Here is a 21865-nt window from a genome sequence, read left to right as displayed (position 1 = left end):
TTCGCAGCGGCCGAACAGGGTCCGGCGCCACGAATCAAGTCTTAAAACAATACTTCGGAAGGGAATCGGCGGGAAGGGAGCGTCCAAAAAATAAGCCGCGGCATTTGTCAATGCCGCGGCTTCTACATCTTGTGGATATTAACGATCAGATCAATATCTGTAGTGGTCGGACTTGAACGGGCCCTTCGGCGAGACGCCGATATAGGCAGCCTGTTCCGCAGAAAGCTCAGTCAGCTTCACGCCGAGCTTGTCGAGATGCAGGCGTGCGACCTTTTCATCGAGATGCTTCGGCAGGATATAGACCTGGTTGGAATACTGGTCGGGCTTGGTGAAGAGTTCGATCTGCGCCAGCGTCTGGTTGGTGAACGAAGCCGACATCACGAAGGACGGATGGCCGGTGGCGTTGCCGAGGTTGAGCAGACGGCCTTCGGAAAGGAGGATGATGCGGTTGCCCTTGGGGAATTCGATCAGGTCGACCTGCGGCTTGACGTTGGTCCACTTGAGATTGCGCAGTGCAGCGACTTCGATTTCGTTGTCGAAGTGGCCGATATTGCCGACAATCGCCATATCCTTCATCGCCCGCATATGGTCGATGCGGATGACGTCCTTGTTGCCGGTGGTGGTGATGAAGATATCGGCCGAGGAAACGACGTCCTCGAGCAGAACGACTTCGTAACCGTCCATCGCAGCCTGCAATGCGCAGATCGGATCGGCTTCTGTCACCTTGACGCGGGCGCCGGCGCCGGAGAGCGAAGCGGCAGAACCCTTGCCGACGTCGCCGTATCCGCAGACGACGGCAACCTTGCCGGCCATCATGACGTCGGTGCCGCGGCGAATGCCGTCGACCAGCGATTCCTTGCAGCCATACTTGTTGTCGAACTTCGACTTGGTGACCGAGTCGTTGACGTTGATCGCCGGGAAGGGCAGCAGGCCCTTCTGGCTGAGCTGGTAAAGGCGGTTGACGCCGGTCGTCGTTTCCTCGGTGACGCCCTTGATCGCGTCGCGCTGCTTGGTGAACCAGCCAGGCGAAGCGGCAAGGCGCTTCTTGATCTGTGCGAAGAGGATTTCCTCTTCTTCGGAATGCGGGTGAGACAGTACGTCCTCGCCGGCTTCGGCGCGGGCGCCGAGCAGGATGTACATGGTGGCGTCGCCGCCGTCATCGAGGATCATGTTGGAAAGGCCGCCATCGGCCCACTGGAAGATCTTGTCGGTGTAGACCCAGTAATCTTCGAGCGATTCGCCCTTGATGGCGAAGACAGGCACGCCGGAAGCGGCGATCGCGGCAGCGGCGTGATCCTGCGTCGAGAAGATGTTGCACGAGGCCCAGCGGACTTCGGCACCGAGCGCGACCAGCGTCTCGATGAGCACGGCCGTCTGGATGGTCATATGCAGCGAGCCGGTGATGCGCGCGCCCTTCAGCGGCTTCGTCTGGCCGAATTCGGTGCGGCAGGACATCAGCCCCGGCATTTCGGTTTCGGCGATCGTAATTTCCTTGCGACCGAAATCCGCAAGCCCGATATCGGCGACGACATAATCTTTTTCAGTGCTCATAGAGGCCTCCAGGCTGAAAAACGTCTCAAAATTGGCGCAGGCGCGAAAAATGACCCGCGTGCAAGCGCACGGCATGTCCGCCGTTTAGCAGGCTTCGCCGGTGATAGCAATAAGGATATAAAGAAGTCTTTATATGTTTATATGAACTCGATCGGAGCTCATATCTCCTCGCCGAACCTGTTCTGGATCAGCTTGTCCAGGGCCTCCAGCGCTTCCTCGGCCTGGCTGCCGCTCGCCGAAACGACGACGCTTGAGCCGGGACTTGCCGCAAGCATCATCAGGCCCATGATGGAGGTTCCGCCGACCGTCATTCCATCCTTGGAAACGGTGATGGCGGCATCGAAGGTCTCGACCATCTGCACGAATTTGGCGGAAGCGCGCGCATGAAGACCGCGCTTGTTGATGATGAGGAGTTCCCGGGAGAGCGATGTCATGAATGCCCGTTATTTTCCGCTGAGCACACGGCTCGCGACATTGATATATTTCCGCCCGGCTTCGGAGGCCTCGACCAGCGCCTTCTCCATGTTGTTCTCGCCGCGCACCCCGGCAAGTTTGATCAACATCGGCAGGTTGACGCCGGCAATGACTTCGGTATGGCCGCTGCTCATGACTGATATGGCGAGATTGGACGGCGTGCCGCCGAACATGTCGGTCAGGATGACAACGCCGTGGCCATCATCGGCACCGGAAACGGCTTCCAGAATGTCCTGCCGTCTCTGGTCCATGTCGTCTTCGGGGCCAATACAGACCGTCTCGATGAATTTCTGAGGACCGACGACGTGCTCGACAGCATGACGAAACTCTTCAGCCAGCTTGCCATGAGTGACAAGCACAAGTCCGATCATGATATTACTGCTCCCATATACAAACGGTGGCCCCAATATCGCAATGCAGCAATTACGTCCACCGGTGGGGGCACATCTTGGCTATGAAAAGCCGAAGTGCAAGATAAAAATGCGAATATATAAGGCAGATTGACCAATCCGGAAGGCCTCAGTGCCCGATGCCAGGCACTTTTGCCATCAGGATCGCAAGGGGTGAAGAGACGCCTGTGAGCAACCGCAATGCGGGAAGCGAAAAACCGGCGGCAAGGCCTACGGTTTCGCCTTCTGGAGGCACCCGGTTTTCACCGGAGGCGCTGCCAGGAAGCACGGCATAATGCATGGTCGCCCGCGGAATATGGTCCTGCCGAACGATGCCGGTGCCGCGAAGCTCCATCAGCCCGGCGATCGACGGCGGGCATGTAGCGATCACCGCGCCGGCCTCTCCGGAGAGAAGCACCTGGTCGTCGGCGACCAGCGCCGTGAAAAGCCCGAGCCGGCGCGCCTCGGTCATGCAGGTGAAGGCCAGCATCGATTTTCCCCAGCCGGAGGGACCGCTGAATAGCAGCCCCGTCTTGCCGACGACGATCGCCGTCGCATGGACGTTGAAACCTGCCTCGGTCATGCTGCGGCGCCGATTGGCAAAGAGAGGATGAACCGCGCGCCGAGTATATGCCCGCTCTCGGCATCGGTGATGTTTTCGGCTCTCAGCGAACCGCCATGCGCTTCGGCGATCTGCCGGCTGATCGAAAGGCCGAGCCCCGAATTCTGGCCGAAGCCTTCCGCCTCCGGCCGGTCCGTATAGAAGCGCTCGAAGATGCGGTCGATATTTTCCGCCTGGATGCCGGGGCCGTTGTCTTCGATGGTGGTGACGCAGCGCGAGCGTGTCCGCACCAGCCGCACGGTAATCTTGCCGCCCTTTTCCGGCACGAAAGAGCGGGCATTCTCGATCAGGTTGGCGATGATCTGGCCGATGCGTAGATCGTGGCCGTTGACGACGAAGCGCGTCTTGACGTTCGGCTTGCGTTCGATCGCATATTCGATTTCCACCTGCTTCTTGGTGCTCCTAACCTGGCGCGAAACCTCGATCAGGTCGCGCAGCAGCACCTCCATGTCGACGGAGCCGGCATCGACGCGTGCGAGTTCGGCGTCGAGACGGGAGGCGTCGGAGATATCGCTGATCAGCCGATCGAGGCGGCGGACATCGTGCTGGATGACGTCCATCAGCCGCTTCTTGGAATCGTCGGATCGGGCAAGCGGCAGCGTTTCGACGGCACTGCGCAGCGAGGTCAGCGGGTTCTTGAGCTCATGGCTGACATCGGCCGCGAAACTCTCGATCGAATCGATGCGGTCGTAGAGCGCCGTCGTCATCTCGCGCAATGCGATGGAAAGGTTGCCGATTTCATCCTGGCGGGCAGAGAAGTCGGGGATCTCTTCGCGCGTCTTGGCGCCGCGGCGGACGCGGATGGCAGCTGCCGAAAGACGGCGCAGTGGATTGGCGATGGTCGATGACAGCACCAGTGAAAGCAGCACGTTGACGAGTGTCGCCACGCCGAAGACGCGCATGATAGCAAGCCGCTCGGCATGGACGATATTGTCGATGTCGCCCGCCTGTGTCGACAACAACAGCACGCCGAGCACGGCGCGGAAGCGCTGGATCGGCACGGCGACGGAAACGATGAGTTCACCTTTTTCGGTGGTGCGCACGACTGCGCCGCGCACGCCGGTGAGCGCGTTCATCACTTCGGGATAGATCGAGCCGTCGCCGCCCGGCGCTTCCTTATAGAGCGGCAGATTGCCGGGCTGCAGCGCCTTGTTGAAGAGGGTGGCGAACCACTCGCTCCAGGTCTGTTTCTCTTCCTCCACCGGCGGCAGGTCGAAGCGCAGCACTTGGCCGCGCGAATAGAGATGGCGCGAATCGAGCAGCAGGTTGGCATCGGCATCGAAGATGCGGGCGCGTGTGCGTGTCGGAGAGATCAGCCGGCGCAGGACCGGCGCAACCTTTTCGGGATCGATCGGGAATTCAAGGTCCTCATCGTTCGGCACCGGGGTGATGCTCTGGCCGGCCTGCAGCTCGAGCAGCTTCTGCGGATCGATGGTAATCGAGTTCGTATCGACCGACGCGGAGGCCGAAACGGCGCCGGCGATGATTTCGCCCTGCGTCAACAGGCTTTCGGCGCGAGCGTCGATCAATCCTTCGCGGAACTGGTTAAGGTAGAGAATGCCGCCGACGAGCACCACCAGCGCGACGAGATTGAAGAACAGGATGCGCCGTGTCAGGCTCGAAAAGACGGCATTGCCGAAGATCCGGCGGATCAGGGTGAAGGGATGCGACCAACGGCGGCCTCGGACGCGACGGGTGCTCACGCCCTCCGCATCGTCCAGATCCCTTTCCTGCACCAACTGTGCCAATGACAGGCCCTTTCGAAGGGCGGGGCCGGATGGACCGGCCCGCAGCCCTCAACATTTCCGACAGCGCCGCGGGTCTTCTCAGACGCGCAAAGGACGCTGTGACATTTTGAACTGCTGCATAATTAAATCCTTAAATCGATGCCGATTTAGGAAATTATGCAGGAGCGCGCTGCGCCGCTCGGGGCTCAGGCTGCTTCGCGGAAGCGGTATCCCACTCCGTAGAGTGTTTCAATCATATCAAAGTCGTTGTCGACCATCTTGAATTTCTTGCGCAGCCGCTTGATGTGGCTGTCGATGGTCCGGTCGTCGACATAGACCTGTTCGTCATAGGCTGCGTCCATCAGCGCGTCGCGGCTTTTGACGACGCCGGGGCGCTGCGCCAGCGAATGCAGGATCAGGAATTCGGTCACCGTCAGCGTCACTGCCTCACCCTTCCAGGTGCAGGTGTGGCGTTCCTGGTCCATGACCAGCTGCCCGCGCTCCAGCGAGCGGGCCTGCTGCACTGCGCCGGTCTTCGGGGCGCCAGTGGGGCTCGTGCCGGCAGCAGCGGCTTCGCGGCTTGACGCGCGACGCAGGACGGCGCGCACGCGCTCCACCAGCAGACGCTGCGAAAACGGTTTGGTGATGAAATCATCGGCACCCATCTTCAGGCCGAAGAGTTCATCGATCTCCTCATCCTTGGAGGTGAGGAAGATGACCGGGATGTCCGACTTCTGCCGCAGGCGGCGCAGCAGTTCCATGCCGTCCATGCGCGGCATCTTGATGTCGAAGATCGCCAGCTGCGGCGGTCGCGCCAGCAGGCCGTCGAGCGCCGAAGCACCGTCCGTATACGTCTCGACCTTATATCCTTCAGCCTCCAGTGCGATCGACACCGAGGTGAGGATGTTGCGGTCGTCATCAACGAGCGCGATTGTCGGCATGGTGTTGGTCTCCGTCATCAGTGCGCAATCTCCCGGATTTGCTCTCCCCAGGCGGTCTCAGTGACCGGATGCGCTTATGGAGGATAAAGGTGGAACAAATTGTGGCAAAGATAAAGGGGAAGATTGTCGTAAAATTCGCGAGCAATCTTAGGTAGTGCGTCCGAATCTTTAAACGCGATCTATTCAAACGATTTAAAATTAGGACGATAAATTTAAATCGATTAATTGTTTGATATCACTGCATTTTCTCAAGTTTTCCATCTTGTGTTTTAAAATTTCTGCCCGTATTTTCGCGGTTAGTTTTAACGGCAACGAGCCTGAGTGAAGGGAACTAGCCATGGAAATGTTCGGAGTTCATAACCCGGCAATAGAGCTGGCAACGGTTGGATTGGGCGGCGCAGCCAGCGTTCGCTACAACTTTTCCGCCGCCGCGCTCTATGAAGAAGCGATCCGCCGGGGCGAAGCCGAACTGACCGCTCAAGGCGCATTGCGGGCTATCACCGGCCAGCACACGGGCCGTTCGCCGCGCGACAAGTTCGTCGTTCGCGATATCAATACCGATGGCGAAATCTGGTGGGACAACAACAAGCCGATCTCGCCGGAGCATTTCGCCGTTCTGCGCGACGATATGCTGGCGCATGCCGCGGGCAAGGAGCTTTTCGTCCAGGATCTCGTCGGTGGCGCCGAGGAAGGTCATGCTCTGCCGACCCGCGTCGTGACCGAATTCGCCTGGCATTCACTGTTCATCCGCAATCTGCTGATCCGCCCCGACACTGCAGCGCTGTCCAGCTTCGTGCCGAAGCTGACGATCATCGATCTGCCGAGCTTCAAGGCCGATCCGGCCCGCCACGGCTGCCGTTCGGAAACGGTGATCGCCTGCGATCTCACCAACGGTCTCGTCCTCATCGGCGGCACCTCCTATGCCGGCGAAATGAAGAAATCGGTCTTCACCGTGCTCAACTATCTGCTGCCGGCCAAGGGCGTGATGCCGATGCACTGCTCGGCCAATGTCGGCCCGGACGGTGACGCGGCGGTCTTCTTCGGCCTTTCCGGCACCGGCAAGACGACGCTTTCGGCCGATCCGGCCCGGACGCTGATCGGTGATGACGAACACGGCTGGAGCGAGAACGGCATCTTCAACTTCGAAGGCGGCTGCTACGCCAAGACCATCCGCCTTTCGGCCGAAGCCGAGCCGGAAATCTACGCGACGACGCAGCGTTTCGGCACCGTGTTGGAAAACGTCGTGCTGAACGAAAGCCGCGAGCCGGATTTCGACGACGGGTCGCTGACCGAAAACACCCGTTGCGCCTATCCGATGGACTTCATCCCGAACGCTTCGGAAACGGGCCGTGCCGGGCATCCGAAGACAATCATCATGCTGACCGCCGATGCCTTTGGCGTCATGCCGCCGATCGCCCGATTGACGCCTGATCAGGCGATGTATCACTTCCTCTCCGGCTATACCGCCAAGGTGGCCGGCACCGAAAAGGGTGTCGTCGAGCCGGAAGCGACCTTCTCCACCTGCTTCGGCGCTCCTTTCATGCCGCGGCATCCGGCCGAATATGGCAATCTGCTCAAGGAGCTGATCGGCCGTCATGGCGTCCAATGCTGGCTTGTCAATACCGGCTGGACCGGCGGCGCCTACGGCACCGGCAAGCGCATGCCGATCAAGGCGACGCGTGGACTTCTCGCTGCCGCCCTCAGCGGCGAACTTGGACAGGCCGAATTCCGTGCCGACACGAACTTCGGCTTCGCCGTGCCGGTCTCCGTCGACGGTGTCGATGGCAGCATTCTCGATCCGCGCTCGACCTGGGTCGACAAGGCAGCCTATGACGCGCAGGCCGAAAAGCTGGTCTCGATGTTCATCGCGAACTTCGCCAAGTTCGAAAATCATGTTGACGGCGGCGTCCGTGATGCGGCCCCCGGCGTAAAGGTCGCTGCCGAATAGGCAGATCAAACCTCTGACTCACGTGAAACCCGGCATCGCAAGATAGCCGGGTTTCCCATATCACAGCCGATATTTTCAATTCGCCGCCGATGTGAGATAGAACGCCGCATGGCCAGCGACGCGCTCTATATCGATGACAGGATCACCATCGCCGGATGGGAGCTGACGGAACAGTTCGTTCTGGCGGGCGGTCCCGGTGGGCAGAATGTCAACAAGGTCTCGACCGCGGTCCAGCTGTTCTTCAACATCGCGAATTCGCCGTCCCTGAACGATCGTGTCAAAACCAATGCGATCAAGCTCGCCGGCCGGCGGTTGTCGAAGGAGGGCGTGCTGATGATCGAGGCGAGCCGGTTTCGCAGCCAGGACCGCAACCGTGAGGATGCGCGCGACCGGTTGAAGGAACTGATTCTCGAGGCCGCCAAGCCGCCACCGCCGCCGCGCAAGAAGACCAGGCCGACCAAGGGTTCGGTCGAACGCCGCCTGAAGGAAAAATCCGGTCGCTCGGAAGTCAAGAAAATGCGCGGCCGCCCCGGCGGCGGCAGCGGTGAGTGACATGCCGGAGCTCTTGAGCGGCATCCGCCATCTCCCCAGTTACCTCGACCGAGCGCGTCAGGAGGCATTGGTCGAGGTGATCCGTGCCGTCGTCGCCGAAGCGCCGCTTTATGTGCCCGCCATGCCCGGCACCGGCAAGCCGATGTCCGTGCGCATGACCAATTGCGGGCCGCTTGGCTGGGTGACGGACAAAGAGCGCGGCTATCGCTACCAGCCCACGCACCCGGCAACCGGCAGACCTTGGCCTGATATGCCGCAGCAATTGCTCGATATCTGGAATGACGTTTCGGGTTACGACAAGCCGCCGGAAGCCTGCCTCGTCAATTTCTACTCCGACGAAGCGCGCATGGGCTTGCATCAGGACAAGGACGAACAGGATCTCAAAGCCCCGGTCGTCTCGATCTCGCTCGGCAACAGCTGCCTCTTTCGCGTCGGCGGCCTCAGCCGCAATGATCGCACGCTATCTTTCAAGCTTTCGAGCGGTGATCTGGTGGTGCTGGGCGGCGAGGGGAGGCTGTGTTTCCACGGCGTCGACCGCATCCATCCGGCGACGTCGACGCTGCTGAAGAATGGTGGCCGCATCAATCTGACGCTTCGCCGCGTCAATCCCACCGCCTAGAGCAATTCCAGCAAAAGTGCGCAGCGGTTTTGCGCCCGGAATTGCGTAAAAACAAAGCGATAGAGCGTGTCCGTTATTCGGAGAAAAACGGAAAGGCTCTAACGACCGCTGCTATAGCTTTCGCAGCGCGACCTGTTCGATCAGGTGATCCTTGCCCTTTTTCAGGATGAGATCGGCGCGTGGACGCGTCGGCAGAATGTTCTGCCGCAGGTTCTTCAGGTTGATGTTTGCCCAAAGATCCTCGGCGATTTCGAGCGCTTCCGCGTCGCTGATCGAGGCATAGCGATGGAAATAGGAATTCGGATCGCGGAAGGCGGTCTCGCGTAGCCGCATGAAGCGCGTGACATACCAGTTGTGGATCTCGTCTTCGGCGGCATCGATATAGATCGAGAAGTCGAAGAAGTCGGAGACCATCGGCACGATCTTGCCGCCGGCAGGCAGGTCGCGCGATTGCAGCACATTGATGCCCTCGAAGATCAGGATGTCCGGCCGGTCGACGATCTTGTATTCGTCCGGCAGCACGTCGTAGACGAGGTGCGAATAGCTGGGCGCCTTCACATCCGGCCGCCCGGCCTTGATCGCCGAGAGGAAGCGCAGGATTGCACCCGTGTCGTAGCTTTCCGGAAAGCCCTTGCGCTGCATCAGCTTTTCCCGCTGCAGCACGGCGTTGGGGTGGAGGAAACCGTCGGTGGTGACGAGATCGACCTTCGGGCTGGAAGGCCAGCGCCCCAGGAGTTCCTTGAGGATACGGGCGGTGGTCGACTTTCCCACCGCGACCGAGCCGGCGATGCCGATGACGAAGGGCGTTTTCGTCACATCAGACAGGCTGAGGAAGCGGTTGCGCTGTTCAAACAGCATCTGCGAGGATTCGACATGTGCCGAGAGCAGCCGCGACAGCGACAGATAGATGCGCCGGACCTCGTCGAGATCGATTGGATCGCCCATCGAACGCAGCCGTTTGACCTCGTCGCTCGTCAGCGTCAACGGCGTGTCGGCGCGGAATTTCGCCCATTGTTCGGAAGAGAAGAAGTGGTAGGGCGAATAGGATTCCGACTGGAAGTGATCCAACGTTTCCGGCACCCCGATAATCTCAGTCGCGATACTCATGAACTCTGCCGGCTGGCCTTTTCCTTGAGGCCGGACTGCGCGGTTCTGCGCTCGAGCTCGGCCATGACATTCTCTAACGGTATTTCAGCAATCTTCAATACGACCAATAGGTGATAGAGCACATCGGCAGCCTCATAGGTCAGATTGTCGCGGTCGCCGGTCACCGCCGCCATCACGGCTTCGATCGCCTCTTCACCGAGCTTCTTTGCCGCTTTCGGCTGGCCGGCGGCCACGAGCTTGGCTGTCCAGGATTGCTCCGGCGAAGCTTTCGATCGTTCTGCGACGATGCTTTCGAGATCGGAAAGAGAAAATCCGCTCATAGGTCCGCTTTCAAGGTTCAGTCGAGACGCATGTCGATGCCGCACTTCGACATATAGTGCTTCGCCTCGCTGACGGAATAGGTGCCGAAGTGGAAGATCGACGCGGCAAGCACCGCATTGGCATGGCCCTCCTTCACCCCGGCGACGAGATCGTCGAGATCGCCGACGCCGCCGGAGGCGATCACCGGCACACGCACCGCATCGGCGATCGCTCGCGTCAGTTCCAGATCGTAGCCGACCTTGGTGCCGTCACGGTCCATCGAGGTGACCAAGAGCTCGCCGGCGCCGCGCGCCACCATCTTCTGGGCGAATTCGATGGCATCGATGCCGGTCGCGTTGCGGCCGCCATGGGTATAGATTTCCCAGGCGCTGAGATTGTCGCCGCCGACCGCCTGCGTGCGCCGGCGTTTGGCATCGATCGAAACAACGATGCACTGGTCGCCGAACTTGTCGGCTGCCTCAGTGACGAAGTCGGGATTGCTGACGGCTGCCGAATTGATCGAGACCTTGTCGGCACCGCACAGCAACAGCTTGCGGATATCGGCGATGGTGCGCACCCCGCCGCCGACCGTCAGCGGCATGAAGCATTGGTCGGCCGTGCGAGACACGACATCGAAGATCGTCTCGCGATTGTCCGAGGAAGCGGTGATGTCGAGGAAGCAGAGTTCGTCCGCGCCGGCCGCATCATAGGCCTTCGCGGCTTCGACGGGATCGCCGGCATCGACGAGATTGAGGAAGTTGACGCCCTTGACGACACGGCCGTCCTTGACGTCGAGGCAGGGAATGACACGGGCCTTGAGGGTCATTTATGCGGTCTCCTTGGCCCGGGCCGCCTTGATCAGCGCCAGCGCTTCCTTGGGATCGATACGACCGTCATAAAGCGCACGGCCTGAAATCGCCCCTTCCAGCTTCCGCGCATCGGGCTCCAGCATGCGGCGGATATCGTCGAGAGAGGCAAGGCCGCCCGAGGCGATGACGGGAATGGAAATGGCGTCGGCAAGTTCCAGCGTCGAACTCCAGTTGATGCCGGCCAGAATGCCGTCACGGTCGATATCGGTGTAGATGATCGCGGCGACGCCGGCGCCCTCGAATTTCCTGGCGAGCTCGATGATACCGAGTTCGGAGGCCTCCGCCCAACCCTCGACGGCCACCTTGCCGCCCTTGGCATCGATGCCGACGGCGACACGATCAGGAAATTTCCGGCAGGCCTCGATGACCAGCGCCGGATTTCTGACCGCGACGGTGCCGAGAATGACGCGCCGCAGCCCGCGCGACAGCCAGGCCTCGATATGATCGAGGGTGCGAATGCCGCCGCCGAGTTGCACGGGATTGTCCGTTGCCTTCAAGATCGCTTCGACGGCATCGCCATTGGCCGAATGTCCCGCAAAAGCGCCGTCGAGATCAACCACATGCAGCCATTCGAAACCCTGATCTTCGAAGGATCTCGCCTGGGCGGCCGGATCGGTGTTGTAGACCGTCGCCTGCTGCATGTCGCCGAGCTTCAGGCGGACGCATTGGCCGCCTTTCAGGTCGATCGCGGGAAAAAGGATCATGTCGTCTTACATCCGTAGAGTGGTCGGTACCATCAGCGCATTCCACGCATCTACGATATCCGATTGGAAAAAGACAGCGGCAATGGCCGCCGCGCCGAAAAGCAGAAGGAGGAGAAGGGTGACGGCAAAACCGGCCCGGACCTGACGCCAGAAGCCCAGGCGCCTCTTGATCGATTTCTCGATGCTTCGTACCTGGCGCAATGCATCGCTGTTGACGGCAGTCAGCCGGATCTGCGGCTCCATCGCCTCGACATAGGTTTCGGCATAACTCGAAAGGATCTGCGAGGCGCGGTCGCGCAGCGTGTTGCGCAGGTCGGTCGAGAGATAATTGCTGTTGACGGCGGCAAGCTCGGCCTCATCGGGCGAACGGCCGGCATTTCGCTTGCGATGGCTGAGAACGAAATCGCGCTTTTGCCGCTCGTAGAGTGCGTAGGCGAGCAGGCCGATCAGATCGTCCTCACCTTCGATATAGAATTCCAGCACGGCCTCGGCGATATCGCCGGCGCTGACCCCGTTTTGCCGCCGGCTCGAACCGTCGTTTGCGGGGAAAGATTCATGGATCATCGGTCCAGCCTTTCTTTCAGCGCCTTGGCTGCATTGGAAAGCGCCTTCCTGTGGATGGCTTCGTCGACACGGCGGATGATCGTGCCGCCGGGAAGCTTGATATCAGAAAAGGGCGGCAAGCCTTCCCTGGAGGGCCGCAACGTGTAGAACACCTTGCCTGATTTCCGTGAAGCCGGCATCGAGCGCACTCCTGTTCCGCCGTTTCCATACAAGGGAAATAAGGCGGCTGTATTAAAAGCCAGCCCTTGGAGAAATTCCAGCAAAACCGTGTAGCCGCTTTGCTTCGGGATTGCGTGAACAATGCTTGACGGGTTCGGGCTCTACGGGTTCCAGCGCAGAAAATTGGCGATCAGGGCCAGGCCGAGCTTCTGGCTCTTTTCCGGGTGAAACTGCGCTCCGACCATGTTGTCGCGCCCGACAAAAGCGGTCATCGGACCGCCATAGTCGGCCGTCGCAATAACATCCTCGGCGTTTTCGGCGGCAAGATGGTAGGAATGCACAAAATAGGCGTGCAGTCCCTGCGACCCCGTCGGAATTCCTTCGAAGAGCGGATGTTCGCGTTTCAGGTCGAGCGTGTTCCAGCCGATCTGCGGGATCTTGAGTGCCGGATCATCCGGCGTCATCTCGACGACGTTACCGGGAATCCAGCCGAAACCGTGCGTCACGGTCTTCTCGAGGCCGCGCGAGGACATGAGCTGCATGCCGACGCAGATGCCGAGGAACGGCCGCGCCTTCTTCTCGACAGCCTCGATCAGCACCTCGGCCATATCAGGCACGGCATCGAGGCCGCGCCGGCAATCGGCATAGGCGCCGACACCAGGAAGCACGATACGATCGGCCGCGGCAACATCCTCCGCCCTGTCGGTGAGATCGATATGGGCATCGATGCCAGCTTCGTGGGCGGCGCGCTCGAAAGCCTTGGTCGCCGAGCGCAGGTTACCGGAGCCATAGTCGATAATCGCGACGCGCATCGTCAGCGTCCTCCATCAAAACCAAAGAGACCAAGCGATGTGTCATGGCCGTGCTGGCTGTTCGGACGGGCCTTGCTCTGCCAGTCCGGTGCCGCGGTGTCGTCACTAACTGCGATAGCCGTCTTGTCCGAAAAATAGACCTGCTCAGCAATGCCGATCGTATCGGCCGCAATGAATGCGTCTTCGGTCCAGCCCTTGGCAGCAAGGTTGCGGACACGGAAATTCTGGCCCTCGAGACCGACCAGCATATTCACGCCCAGCAGGATTGCCGCTCCCGCCGGCCCGAGGCCGGGTTCGTCCATCAGCGCACCACCAATCCCCTGCAGCAGAAAGGCCGCGGCCGCATGCAGCCAAAGCCGATGCGCCAGCAGCCAAACCCATGGAAGCAGGAAGCCGAGCAGCGTGAAGCCATCACGGATGGTTCGCGTCTCATCGGCCGTGGCGCTCGTGCCGCCGGGCGGTGTCAGGAAGATATAGCTGGATGTCATTGCCGCCGCTCCCTTGAAGGGCTCAGACCAGCGTGCCCTTGGTCGAGGGAACACGGCCCGCCTGTCTCGGATCGATCTCTGTCGCCGTGCGCAACGCGCGGGCAACGGCCTTGAAGCATGTCTCGGCAATATGGTGATTGTTGGCGCCATAATGGTTGAGAATATGCAAGGTGATGCCGGCATTCTGGGCGAGTGCATGGAAGAATTCGCGAACGAGCTCGGTGTCGAAAGTGCCGATCTTCGGCGCACTGAAGGCGACATTCCAGGCGAGGAACGGCCGGCCGGAAAGATCGACCGCAGCCTTGGTCATCGTCTCGTCCATGGCGAGATCGATCGAAGCGTAGCGGGTGATCCCGCGCCGGTCGCCGAGTGCCTTGGAGATCGCCTGGCCGATGGCGATGCCGGTATCTTCGACCGTATGATGGTCGTCGATATGCAGGTCGCCCTTGGCATCGATCTCCATGTCGATGAGGGAATGTCGGGAAAGCTGGTCGAGCATATGGTCGAAGAAGCCGACGCCCGTCGAGATCGTCGATTTGCCGGTGCCGTCGAGATTGACGGAAACGGAAATCGAGGTTTCGTTGGTCTTGCGGGAAACGCTGCCCGTGCGGCTTGCTGCGGTCTCGGCCATATGGCCCTCCATCGGGAATAAGGCCGTTCCTTATCAGGCGCATCGGGAAATATCCAGAAGCCGGGCAAGAGAAAAGCCGGCCCATTTGCAATCCGCTCCGGCCCACTTACATAGGGCTCAACAGGGCCGGCATGCGGCCCGGCAGACAGGTGTTTTATGACAACAATCATTACAGTTCGAAAAGGCGGCAAGGTGGTGATGGCGGGCGATGGCCAGGTGAGCCTCGGCCAGACCGTCATGAAGGGCAATGCCCGCAAGGTGCGCCGCATCGGCAAGGGCGAAGTCATCGCCGGTTTTGCCGGCGCCACCGCCGATGCCTTTACCCTGCTCGAAAGACTTGAAAAGAAGCTGGAGCAATATCCCGGTCAATTGATGCGTGCCGCCGTCGAGCTCGCCAAGGACTGGCGCACCGACAAATACCTGCGCAATCTCGAAGCCATGATGCTCGTCGCCGACAAGTCGATCACGCTGGCAATCACCGGCAATGGCGACGTTCTGGAGCCGGAGCATGGCACGACGGCAATCGGTTCCGGCGGCAATTTTGCCCTCGCGGCCGCCCTCGCACTCATGGATACCGACAAATCGGCCGAAGAGATTGCTCGCCGCGCCCTCGATATCGCCGCCGACATCTGCGTCTACACGAACCACAATGTCGTGGTGGAATCGCTGGATGCCGAAGGCTGAACCCTATGCCTTCCGGCCGCTTGCCGCGGTTGACCTGCCGCTCCTCGCCAAATGGCTGGAAAGCCGGCACGTCAGGCGCTGGTGGAGCGATCCGGCCAAGGCGCTGGCTTCGATGGAAAAGCATATCGATGCGGCCTCCGTCTCGTGCTTCATCGTCACGCTGAATGGAAAGGACTTCGCCTTTATCCAGGCGGCCGATCTCGACGACGAGGACGATGAAGCGCTCGCCGGTCAGCCGAAGGGCACCTACGGCATCGACCAGTTCATTGGCATCGAGGAACTCGCGGGCAAAGGTCATGGACCGGCCTTTATGATAGGGTTCTGCGATATGCTCTTTGCAAAGGGCGCGCAGCGGATCCTGGTCGATCCGCATCCTGACAATGCATTCGCAATCAGAGCCTATACCAAGGCGGGCTTTCAAGGACTTGGCGAAACAACGACTAATTACGGCCGGGCGCTGTTGATGGCCCTGGACCGCCAGGAGAATGATACGCAATGACCACTTTTTCCCCCCGCGAGATCGTTTCCGAGCTCGATCGCTACATCATCGGCCAGCATGATGCCAAACGCGCCGTTGCGATTGCGCTGCGCAATCGCTGGCGCCGCCAGCAGCTCGATCCGAGCCTGCGAGACGAAGTCATGCCGAAGAACATCCTGATGATCGGCCCGACCGGCGTCGGCAAGACGGAAATCTCCCGCCGCCTGGCAAAACTCGCAGGCGCGCCCTTTATCAAGGTGGAAGCCACCAAGTTCACCGAAGTCGGCTATGTCGGCCGCGATGTCGAGCAGATCATCCGCGACCTCGTCGAGGTCGGCATCGGCCTGGTGCGCGAGAAGAAGCGGGCCGAGGTACAGGCCAAGGCGCATGTGAGCGCCGAGGAGCGCGTTCTCGATGCGCTGGTCGGCACCACGGCATCGCCTGCCACGCGCGAAAACTTCCGCAAGAAGCTCCGGGACGGCGAACTCGACGACAAGGAAATCGATATCGAGGTGGCCGATGCCGGTTCCGGCATGGGTGGCTTCGAAATTCCCGGCATGCCGGGCGCCAATATCGGCGTGCTGAACCTGTCGGAAATGTTCGGCAAGGCGATGGGCGGCCGCACCAAGAAGGTTCGCACGACAGTCAAGGCTTCCTATGGCGACCTCATCCGTGACGAATCCGACAAGCTGATCGACAACGAAGTGATCCAGCGCGAAGCTGTTCGCTCCACCGAGAATGACGGTATCGTCTTCCTCGACGAAATCGACAAGATCGCCGCCCGCGACGGCGGCATGGGCGCCGGCGTTTCACGCGAAGGCGTGCAGCGCGACCTCTTGCCGCTCGTCGAAGGCACGACGGTTTCGACCAAATACGGGCCTGTGAAGACCGACCATATCCTGTTCATCGCCTCCGGCGCCTTCCATGTCTCCAAACCCTCGGATCTTCTGCCGGAATTGCAGGGCCGCCTGCCGATCCGTGTCGAATTGCGTCCGCTGAACAAGGATGATTTCCGCCGGATCCTGACCGAGACGGAAGCGAGCCTCATCCGCCAGTACCGCGCTCTGATGGAGACGGAAAGCCTGAGCCTCGAATTCACCGACGACGCAATCGACGCGCTTGCCGATGTCGCCGTGCATCTGAACTCCTCCGTCGAAAACATCGGCGCACGCCGTCTGCAGACGGTGATGGAGCGGGTGCTGGACGATATTTCCTACAACGCGCCAGATCGGGGCGGGACGGCCGTGACGATCGATGCTGCCTATGTGCGCGAACATGTCGGCGATCTCGCACAGAATACCGATCTCTCGCGCTTCATTCTGTGATATCGACGCACCGCTTCATGTCTTTCCCGGCATGAATGACGGATTGTGACGAACGCGACTCTCGACAACGGGGCTTTTACTTTCTACTGCATAATTCCCTAAATCGGAATCGATTTAGGGATAAAATTATGCAGCAATTCAAAGTGCTACAGCGTCCTTTGCGCGTCTCGAAAAGACGCGCGGCGCTGTAGTGAAGGCCCGGTTTGTTTCCGCTCGGCTTTATTCGGCCAAGATTCTGGTCCAGGCAGCCGCATCACAAACAGGACGATGGAACGGACGGGATAACGGATCGTGCGACGCCTTTTGACAAGCCTTATGATTGCCGTTGCCCTGGTGAATTCGGCGCCTGCCTTCGCAATGCAGACGGTGCCGGCGGGCAATCGTCATGCCGAGCAGCCCGATATTCCGGGCGCTTCCATCCGGCGCACCAAGGGCACCAAGAGCAGCTTCGATCTGAAATACGAAAAGGTTCATGAGCTTCTGGCGACCGATCGCGAGCTGATGAGCAAGATCCGCAAGATCTCCAGCGCTTACGGCATCAATCCGATCCATGTCGTCGGCGCGATCGTCGGCGAACACACCTATAATGTCGATGCCTACGACCGGCTGCAGGCCTATTATGTCAAGGCTGCCTCCTATGCCGGAGAAAGCTTCCGCTTCGCTTATGATGGCGAAAGCGTCGACGAATTCGTGGCGCGGCCGCAATTTTCCGAATGCAAGGGCAAGAGCGATTCCTACACGCTCTGGTCCTGCCGCGAAGATGTCTGGGAAACCGATTTCCGCGGCAAGACGGTGGGTGGCACGAGCTTCCCTAACAACCGTTTCAGCGCGGTTTTCTTCCAGCCCTTTTATGCCGGCCAGACCTTCGGCCTCGGCCAGGTCAATCCGCTGACGGCGCTGATGCTTTCCGATCTTGTGACCCGCGTGTCCGGCTATCCGAAGCTGAACGAGAAGAATGCCGGCGCCGTCTACAGGGCCATCATGGATCCCGATATCTCGCTCGCCTTCGTCGCGGCCTCGATCCGCAGGTCGATCGACGATTACAAGGAGATCGCCGGCATGGATATCTCGGGCAATCCCGGCCTGACGGCGACGCTCTATAATGTCGGCAATTCGCGCCAGCGCGCCGCAGCACTTGCTGCGAAAAACCGCGGCGCCGGTGCGGCGGTCTGGCCGGAAGAGAATTATTACGGCTGGCTGATCAACGACAAGCTGGACGAACTCAAGGGCCTGCTCTAGCTTCAAGCTTGCCGGGAAGGCCTAGATCTTCCCCGAAAGGCTTTTACGATGGACATGCGTCCGGACCCCTTCGTCCCGCCAGCACCGCTGCCGCGTACCGTGCCGCCGAGCCGGCTGGAAATCATTCGCATCATCCTGCGCAATCCGCTCGAACTCTGGGGCGAGCCGTCCTACACGCTGCCGTGGATCCGCACCAATTTCTTCGGCCAGAGGACGCTGATCGTCAATGATCCCGGCCTGATCAAGCACGTGCTTGTTGATAATGCCAATAATTACCGCATGTCGGATGTGCGCCAGCTCGTCCTGCGTCCGATCCTCCGCGACGGCCTTCTGACCGCCGAAGGTCCTGTCTGGAAAAGATCGCGCAAGGCGGTGGCGCCTATTTTCACGCCCCGCCATGCCCAAGGCTTTGCCGGGCAGATGCTGCGCCAGTCCGAAGATTATGCCCGCAAATATGAGGGCGCAGGCGAGGCAGGCGCAATTTTCGATATCAGCACCGATATGACCGAGCTGACCTTCGCGATTCTGGCAGACACATTGTTCTCCGGCGAAATCGTCACATCGAGCGGCCATTTCGCCGACGACGTCAATGAACTCCTGCATCGCATGGGCCGCGTCGATCCGATGGATCTGATGCGCGCTCCCTCCTGGGTTCCACGTGTGACACGCATCGGCGGTCAGAAAGTGCTGGAGAAATTCCGAGCCATCGTGCGCAACACGATGGATATGCGGCTTGCAAAGATGAAGGCAGACCGCAGCAGCGCGCCCGAGGATTTCCTGACCCTGCTCCTGGAGCAGGCCGGCCCCGACGGGCTGACCAAAGAAGAGATCGAAGACAATATCCTGACCTTCATCGGCGCGGGGCATGAAACCACAGCCCGGGCATTGGCCTGGACGCTGTATTGCGTATCGAACAGCCCGCATATCCGCGAGGGGATGGAGGAAGAAATCGACGCGGTGCTCGCCACCGGGGCCAAACCTGTGGAATGGCTGGATATGATGCCGCAGACGCGCGCCGCCTTTGAGGAGGCCTTGCGCCTTTATCCGCCGGCGCCATCCATCAATCGCGCCGCCATATCAGATGATTCCTGGACAAGCCCCAAGGGGGAGCGGGTCGAGCTTGAGGCCGGTGTCACGGTGCTCGTCATGCCCTGGACGCTGCATCGCCACGAACTTCACTGGGACAGGCCGCGCGCCTATATGCCCGAACGCTTCCTGCCGGAAAATCGCGGTTCTATCGGCCGCTTTCAGTTCCTGCCTTTCGGCGCTGGCCCGCGTGTCTGCATCGGCGCAACCTTTGCACTTCAGGAGGCAGTGATCGCGCTTGCTGTCCTGATGCATCGTTATCGCTTCGATTCCACCGATCAGACCAATCCTTGGCCGGTGCAGAAGCTGACGACGCAGCCGCAGAATGGACTGCCGATGCGCGTGACGCCGCGCACAATTTCCACGAAGGCATAAATCTTTCGAATTATTGCAGAATTGACTATGAATGAAAGCCGGGCAAAGTGGCAGCATTCAAAAGTCGTTGCCAGGGAGAATGTCGCATGAGCCGCGTTGATAAGAACGGTCTTGCCATCGAAACCGTCCTTCGTGATTTCCTCGTCAAGGAGGTGCTGCCGGGTCTGGCGGTCGATGCGGACAAGTTCTTTGCCGATTTTTCGGCGATCATCCACGACCTCGCCCCGAAAAATCGTGCGCTGCTGGCAAAACGCGACGAACTGCAGGTAAAGATTGACGAATGGTATCGTCGGCATGGCGCCCCGGCGGATATGGACGAATACCAGTCCTTCCTCCGCGAAATCGGCTATCTGCTGCCTGAGGGATCGGACTTCCAGGTTTCGACCGACAATGTCGATCCGGAGATTGCCTCGATCGCCGGCCCGCAGCTCGTCGTTCCCGTCATGAACGCCCGTTACGCCTTGAACGCCGCCAATGCCCGCTGGGGCTCGCTCTATGATGCGCTCTACGGCACGGACGCCATTCCCGAGAGCGATGGCGCCGAGAAGGGTAAGGGCTACAATCCGAAGCGCGGCGAGAAGGTCATCGCCTGGGTGCGCGATTTCCTCGATACATCAGCGCCGCTGCAGGACTGCCGCTGGAAGGACGTCGGAAGCTTCGCCGTCAAGGATGGAGCGCTGGTCGTCAGATCGATCGATGGCGAGCAGGCCATGCTGACGGACGGCAAGCGTTTTGCCGGCTATCGCGGCGATCCCGCCGCTCCCACGCATATTCTCCTGAAGAACAATGGCATTCACATTGAAATCGTCATCGATGCGGCGACGACGATCGGGAAAGCCGATCCGGCTGATATTTCCGATGTCTGGCTGGAATCGGCAATCACGACGATCATGGACTGCGAGGATTCGATTGCCGCTGTCGATGCCGAGGACAAGGTCACCGTCTATCGCAACTGGCTCGGCCTGATGAAGGGCGACCTGCAGGAAGAGGTGGCAAAGGGCGGAACGAGCTTCATCCGCAAGCTCAACCCGGATCTGCAATATGCTGGCCCGGATGGTGCCGCCTTCGAGCTGCACCGCCGCTCGCTGATGCTGGTGCGCAATGTCGGCCACCTCATGACCAACCCGGCGATCCTCGACCGCGACGGCAACGAGGTGCCTGAAGGCATCATGGATGCTGTGATCACCGGCCTGATCGCGCTTTATGATATTGGTCCCTCCGGCCGGCGGAAGAATTCCCGCACCGGCTCCATGTATGTGGTCAAGCCGAAGATGCATGGGCCGGAAGAGGTGGCCTTCGCCGTCGAAATCTTCTCGCGTGTTGAAGATGCGCTTGGCCTACCGCGCAACACCATCAAGATGGGCATCATGGATGAGGAGCGCCGCACGACCGTCAACCTCAAGGAATGCATCCGTGCTGCCCGCGAGCGCGTCGTCTTCATCAATACCGGCTTCCTCGATCGGACCGGCGACGAGATCCACACCTCGATGGAAGCCGGCCCGATGATTCGCAAGGGCGACATGCGCCAGGCGGCCTGGATTTCCGCTTATGAGAACTGGAACGTCGACATCGGCCTCGAATGCGGCTTGTCCGGCCACGCCCAGATCGGCAAGGGCATGTGGGCGATGCCGGATCTGATGGCGGCAATGCTCGAACAGAAGATCGCCCACCCGAAGGCCGGTGCCAACACCGCCTGGGTGCCATCGCCGACGGCCGCGACCCTGCATGCCACCCATTATCACCGGGTCAATGTCGCCCGTGTTCAGCAGGGGCTGAAGGATCGCGCCCGCGCCAAACTCTCCGATATTCTCTCCGTGCCGGTCGCGGTGCGGCCGAACTGGACGCCGGAGGAAATCCAGCGCGAGCTCGACAACAATGCTCAGGGCATCCTCGGCTACGTCGTGCGCTGGGTCGATCAGGGCGTCGGCTGCTCGAAGGTGCCCGACATCAACAATGTCGGCTTGATGGAAGATCGCGCCACACTGCGCATTTCGGCCCAGCACATGGCGAACTGGCTGCATCACAAGGTCGTCACCGAAGCTCAGATCATCGAGACGATGAGGCGCATGGCCGCCGTCGTCGACCGGCAGAATGCGTCTGATCCCGCCTACCGGCCGATGGCCGGCAATTTTGACGATTCGGTCGCCTTCCGGGCCGCCCTCGATCTCGTCCTGAAGGGTAGGGAACAGCCGAACGGTTATACCGAGCCGGTGCTTCACCG

The 21865-nt window shown here is 60.4% G+C and carries 24 protein-coding genes; 9 read left to right on the top strand and 15 right to left on the bottom strand.

Annotated elements, in window-relative coordinates; all coding sequences use genetic code 11:
* Positions 1-150: 150 nt before the first annotated feature.
* The 6 genes from ahcY to HX899_RS13395 form a co-directional block, all read right to left on the bottom strand.
* Positions 151-1551 (bottom strand): adenosylhomocysteinase, encoded by a 1401-nt coding sequence (gene ahcY / locus HX899_RS13420; protein WP_003544127.1) that lies wholly within the window; start codon positions 1549-1551, stop codon positions 151-153.
* A 158-nt stretch (positions 1552-1709) separates the two neighbouring features.
* On the bottom strand, positions 1710-1985 hold the full coding sequence (locus HX899_RS13415; RefSeq protein ID WP_138389322.1) for an HPr family phosphocarrier protein: 276 nt from the start codon (positions 1983-1985) through the stop codon (positions 1710-1712).
* Between the two features lie 9 nt (positions 1986-1994).
* Entirely contained in the window at positions 1995-2396 is a 402-nt protein-coding gene (locus HX899_RS13410; RefSeq protein ID WP_003544139.1) for a PTS sugar transporter subunit IIA, read from the bottom strand.
* 148 nt (positions 2397-2544) lie between these two features.
* Positions 2545-2997 carry an HPr kinase/phosphorylase gene (locus HX899_RS13405; RefSeq protein WP_138389321.1) on the bottom strand — a complete coding sequence of 151 codons (453 nt, stop codon included), beginning with the start codon at positions 2995-2997 and terminating at the stop codon, positions 2545-2547.
* A complete protein-coding gene (locus tag HX899_RS13400) occupies positions 2994-4784 on the bottom strand; it encodes a sensor histidine kinase (RefSeq protein ID WP_017989882.1) in 1791 nt (596 codons plus the stop codon). Before HX899_RS13400 ends, HX899_RS13405 begins: the two co-directional genes overlap by 4 nt.
* A gap of 185 nt (positions 4785-4969) precedes the next feature.
* A complete protein-coding gene (locus HX899_RS13395; RefSeq protein WP_197725694.1) occupies positions 4970-5704 on the bottom strand; it encodes a response regulator transcription factor in 735 nt (244 codons plus the stop codon).
* 337 nt (positions 5705-6041) lie between these two features.
* On the opposite strand from HX899_RS13395, the gene HX899_RS13390 reads away from it, so the two are divergent.
* From HX899_RS13390 to HX899_RS13380, 3 genes are all read left to right on the top strand, one after another.
* A complete protein-coding gene (locus tag HX899_RS13390; protein ID WP_138389319.1) occupies positions 6042-7652 on the top strand; it encodes a phosphoenolpyruvate carboxykinase in 1611 nt (536 codons plus the stop codon).
* Positions 7653-7760: 108 nt separating this feature from the next.
* Positions 7761-8204 (top strand): alternative ribosome rescue aminoacyl-tRNA hydrolase ArfB, encoded by a 444-nt coding sequence (gene arfB, locus HX899_RS13385; RefSeq protein WP_025396530.1) that lies wholly within the window; start codon positions 7761-7763, stop codon positions 8202-8204.
* A gap of 1 nt (position 8205) precedes the next feature.
* Positions 8206-8823, top strand: a complete 618-nt coding sequence (locus HX899_RS13380) for an alpha-ketoglutarate-dependent dioxygenase AlkB (protein ID WP_171600315.1) — start codon at positions 8206-8208, stop codon at positions 8821-8823.
* Positions 8824-8934: 111 nt separating this feature from the next.
* On the opposite strand, the gene coaA is transcribed toward HX899_RS13380, so the two are convergent.
* The 9 genes from coaA to hisB form a co-directional block, all read right to left on the bottom strand.
* Positions 8935-9930 carry a type I pantothenate kinase gene (coaA, locus tag HX899_RS13375; RefSeq protein ID WP_003544165.1) on the bottom strand — a complete coding sequence of 332 codons (996 nt, stop codon included), beginning with the start codon at positions 9928-9930 and terminating at the stop codon, positions 8935-8937.
* Entirely contained in the window at positions 9927-10250 is a 324-nt protein-coding gene (locus HX899_RS13370; protein WP_017962659.1) for a phosphoribosyl-ATP diphosphatase, read from the bottom strand. The genes coaA and HX899_RS13370 overlap by 4 nt, the downstream gene beginning before the upstream one ends.
* Positions 10251-10267: 17 nt before the next feature.
* Positions 10268-11056, bottom strand: a complete 789-nt coding sequence (hisF, locus tag HX899_RS13365) for an imidazole glycerol phosphate synthase subunit HisF (protein ID WP_138389317.1) — start codon at positions 11054-11056, stop codon at positions 10268-10270.
* Positions 11057-11803, bottom strand: coding sequence for a 1-(5-phosphoribosyl)-5-[(5-phosphoribosylamino)methylideneamino]imidazole-4-carboxamide isomerase (gene hisA, locus HX899_RS13360; protein ID WP_138389316.1), 747 nt, complete (start codon positions 11801-11803; stop codon positions 11057-11059).
* Positions 11804-11809: 6 nt separating this feature from the next.
* On the bottom strand, positions 11810-12367 hold the full coding sequence (locus HX899_RS13355) for a hypothetical protein (protein ID WP_138389315.1): 558 nt from the start codon (positions 12365-12367) through the stop codon (positions 11810-11812).
* The gene (locus tag HX899_RS13350) at positions 12364-12546 is read right to left on the bottom strand and encodes a hypothetical protein (RefSeq protein WP_029768237.1); all 183 of its coding nucleotides are present in this window, start codon (positions 12544-12546) and stop codon (positions 12364-12366) included. The genes HX899_RS13355 and HX899_RS13350 overlap by 4 nt, the downstream gene beginning before the upstream one ends.
* Positions 12547-12687: 141 nt before the next feature.
* On the bottom strand, positions 12688-13338 hold the full coding sequence (gene hisH, locus HX899_RS13345) for an imidazole glycerol phosphate synthase subunit HisH (protein WP_029874585.1): 651 nt from the start codon (positions 13336-13338) through the stop codon (positions 12688-12690).
* 2 nt (positions 13339-13340) lie between these two features.
* A complete protein-coding gene (locus tag HX899_RS13340; protein WP_181292646.1) occupies positions 13341-13826 on the bottom strand; it encodes a DUF2628 domain-containing protein in 486 nt (161 codons plus the stop codon).
* 22 nt (positions 13827-13848) lie between these two features.
* The gene (hisB, locus tag HX899_RS13335; protein WP_181292645.1) at positions 13849-14457 is read right to left on the bottom strand and encodes an imidazoleglycerol-phosphate dehydratase HisB; all 609 of its coding nucleotides are present in this window, start codon (positions 14455-14457) and stop codon (positions 13849-13851) included.
* A 156-nt stretch (positions 14458-14613) separates the two neighbouring features.
* Here hisB and hslV point away from each other — a divergent pair, with 156 nt between their 5' ends.
* From hslV to HX899_RS13305, 6 genes are all read left to right on the top strand, one after another.
* Complete coding sequence (gene hslV / locus HX899_RS13330) at positions 14614-15141, top strand: ATP-dependent protease subunit HslV (protein WP_012759582.1); 528 nt, start codon at positions 14614-14616, stop codon at positions 15139-15141.
* The gene (locus tag HX899_RS13325) at positions 15128-15640 is read left to right on the top strand and encodes a GNAT family N-acetyltransferase (protein WP_138332013.1); all 513 of its coding nucleotides are present in this window, start codon (positions 15128-15130) and stop codon (positions 15638-15640) included. The genes hslV and HX899_RS13325 overlap by 14 nt, the downstream gene beginning before the upstream one ends.
* Positions 15637-16944 carry an ATP-dependent protease ATPase subunit HslU gene (hslU, locus tag HX899_RS13320; RefSeq protein ID WP_129422190.1) on the top strand — a complete coding sequence of 436 codons (1308 nt, stop codon included), beginning with the start codon at positions 15637-15639 and terminating at the stop codon, positions 16942-16944. The genes HX899_RS13325 and hslU overlap by 4 nt, the downstream gene beginning before the upstream one ends.
* Before the next feature lie 291 nt (positions 16945-17235).
* Positions 17236-18183 carry a DUF1402 family protein gene (locus tag HX899_RS13315; RefSeq protein WP_138389312.1) on the top strand — a complete coding sequence of 316 codons (948 nt, stop codon included), beginning with the start codon at positions 17236-17238 and terminating at the stop codon, positions 18181-18183.
* Positions 18184-18231: 48 nt separating this feature from the next.
* Positions 18232-19644 (top strand): cytochrome P450, encoded by a 1413-nt coding sequence (locus HX899_RS13310; protein WP_138332016.1) that lies wholly within the window; start codon positions 18232-18234, stop codon positions 19642-19644.
* Between the two features lie 86 nt (positions 19645-19730).
* On the top strand, positions 19731-21865 hold a 2135-nt coding region (locus HX899_RS13305), incomplete at its 3' end, for a malate synthase G (RefSeq protein ID WP_181292789.1).

The organism is Rhizobium sp. WYCCWR 11146 (assembly GCF_013591995.1).
Lineage (GTDB): Bacteria > Pseudomonadota > Alphaproteobacteria > Rhizobiales > Rhizobiaceae > Rhizobium > Rhizobium indicum.
Note: the sequence above shows the minus strand (reverse complement) of the source record. Positions and strands in the feature narration are given on the sequence as shown.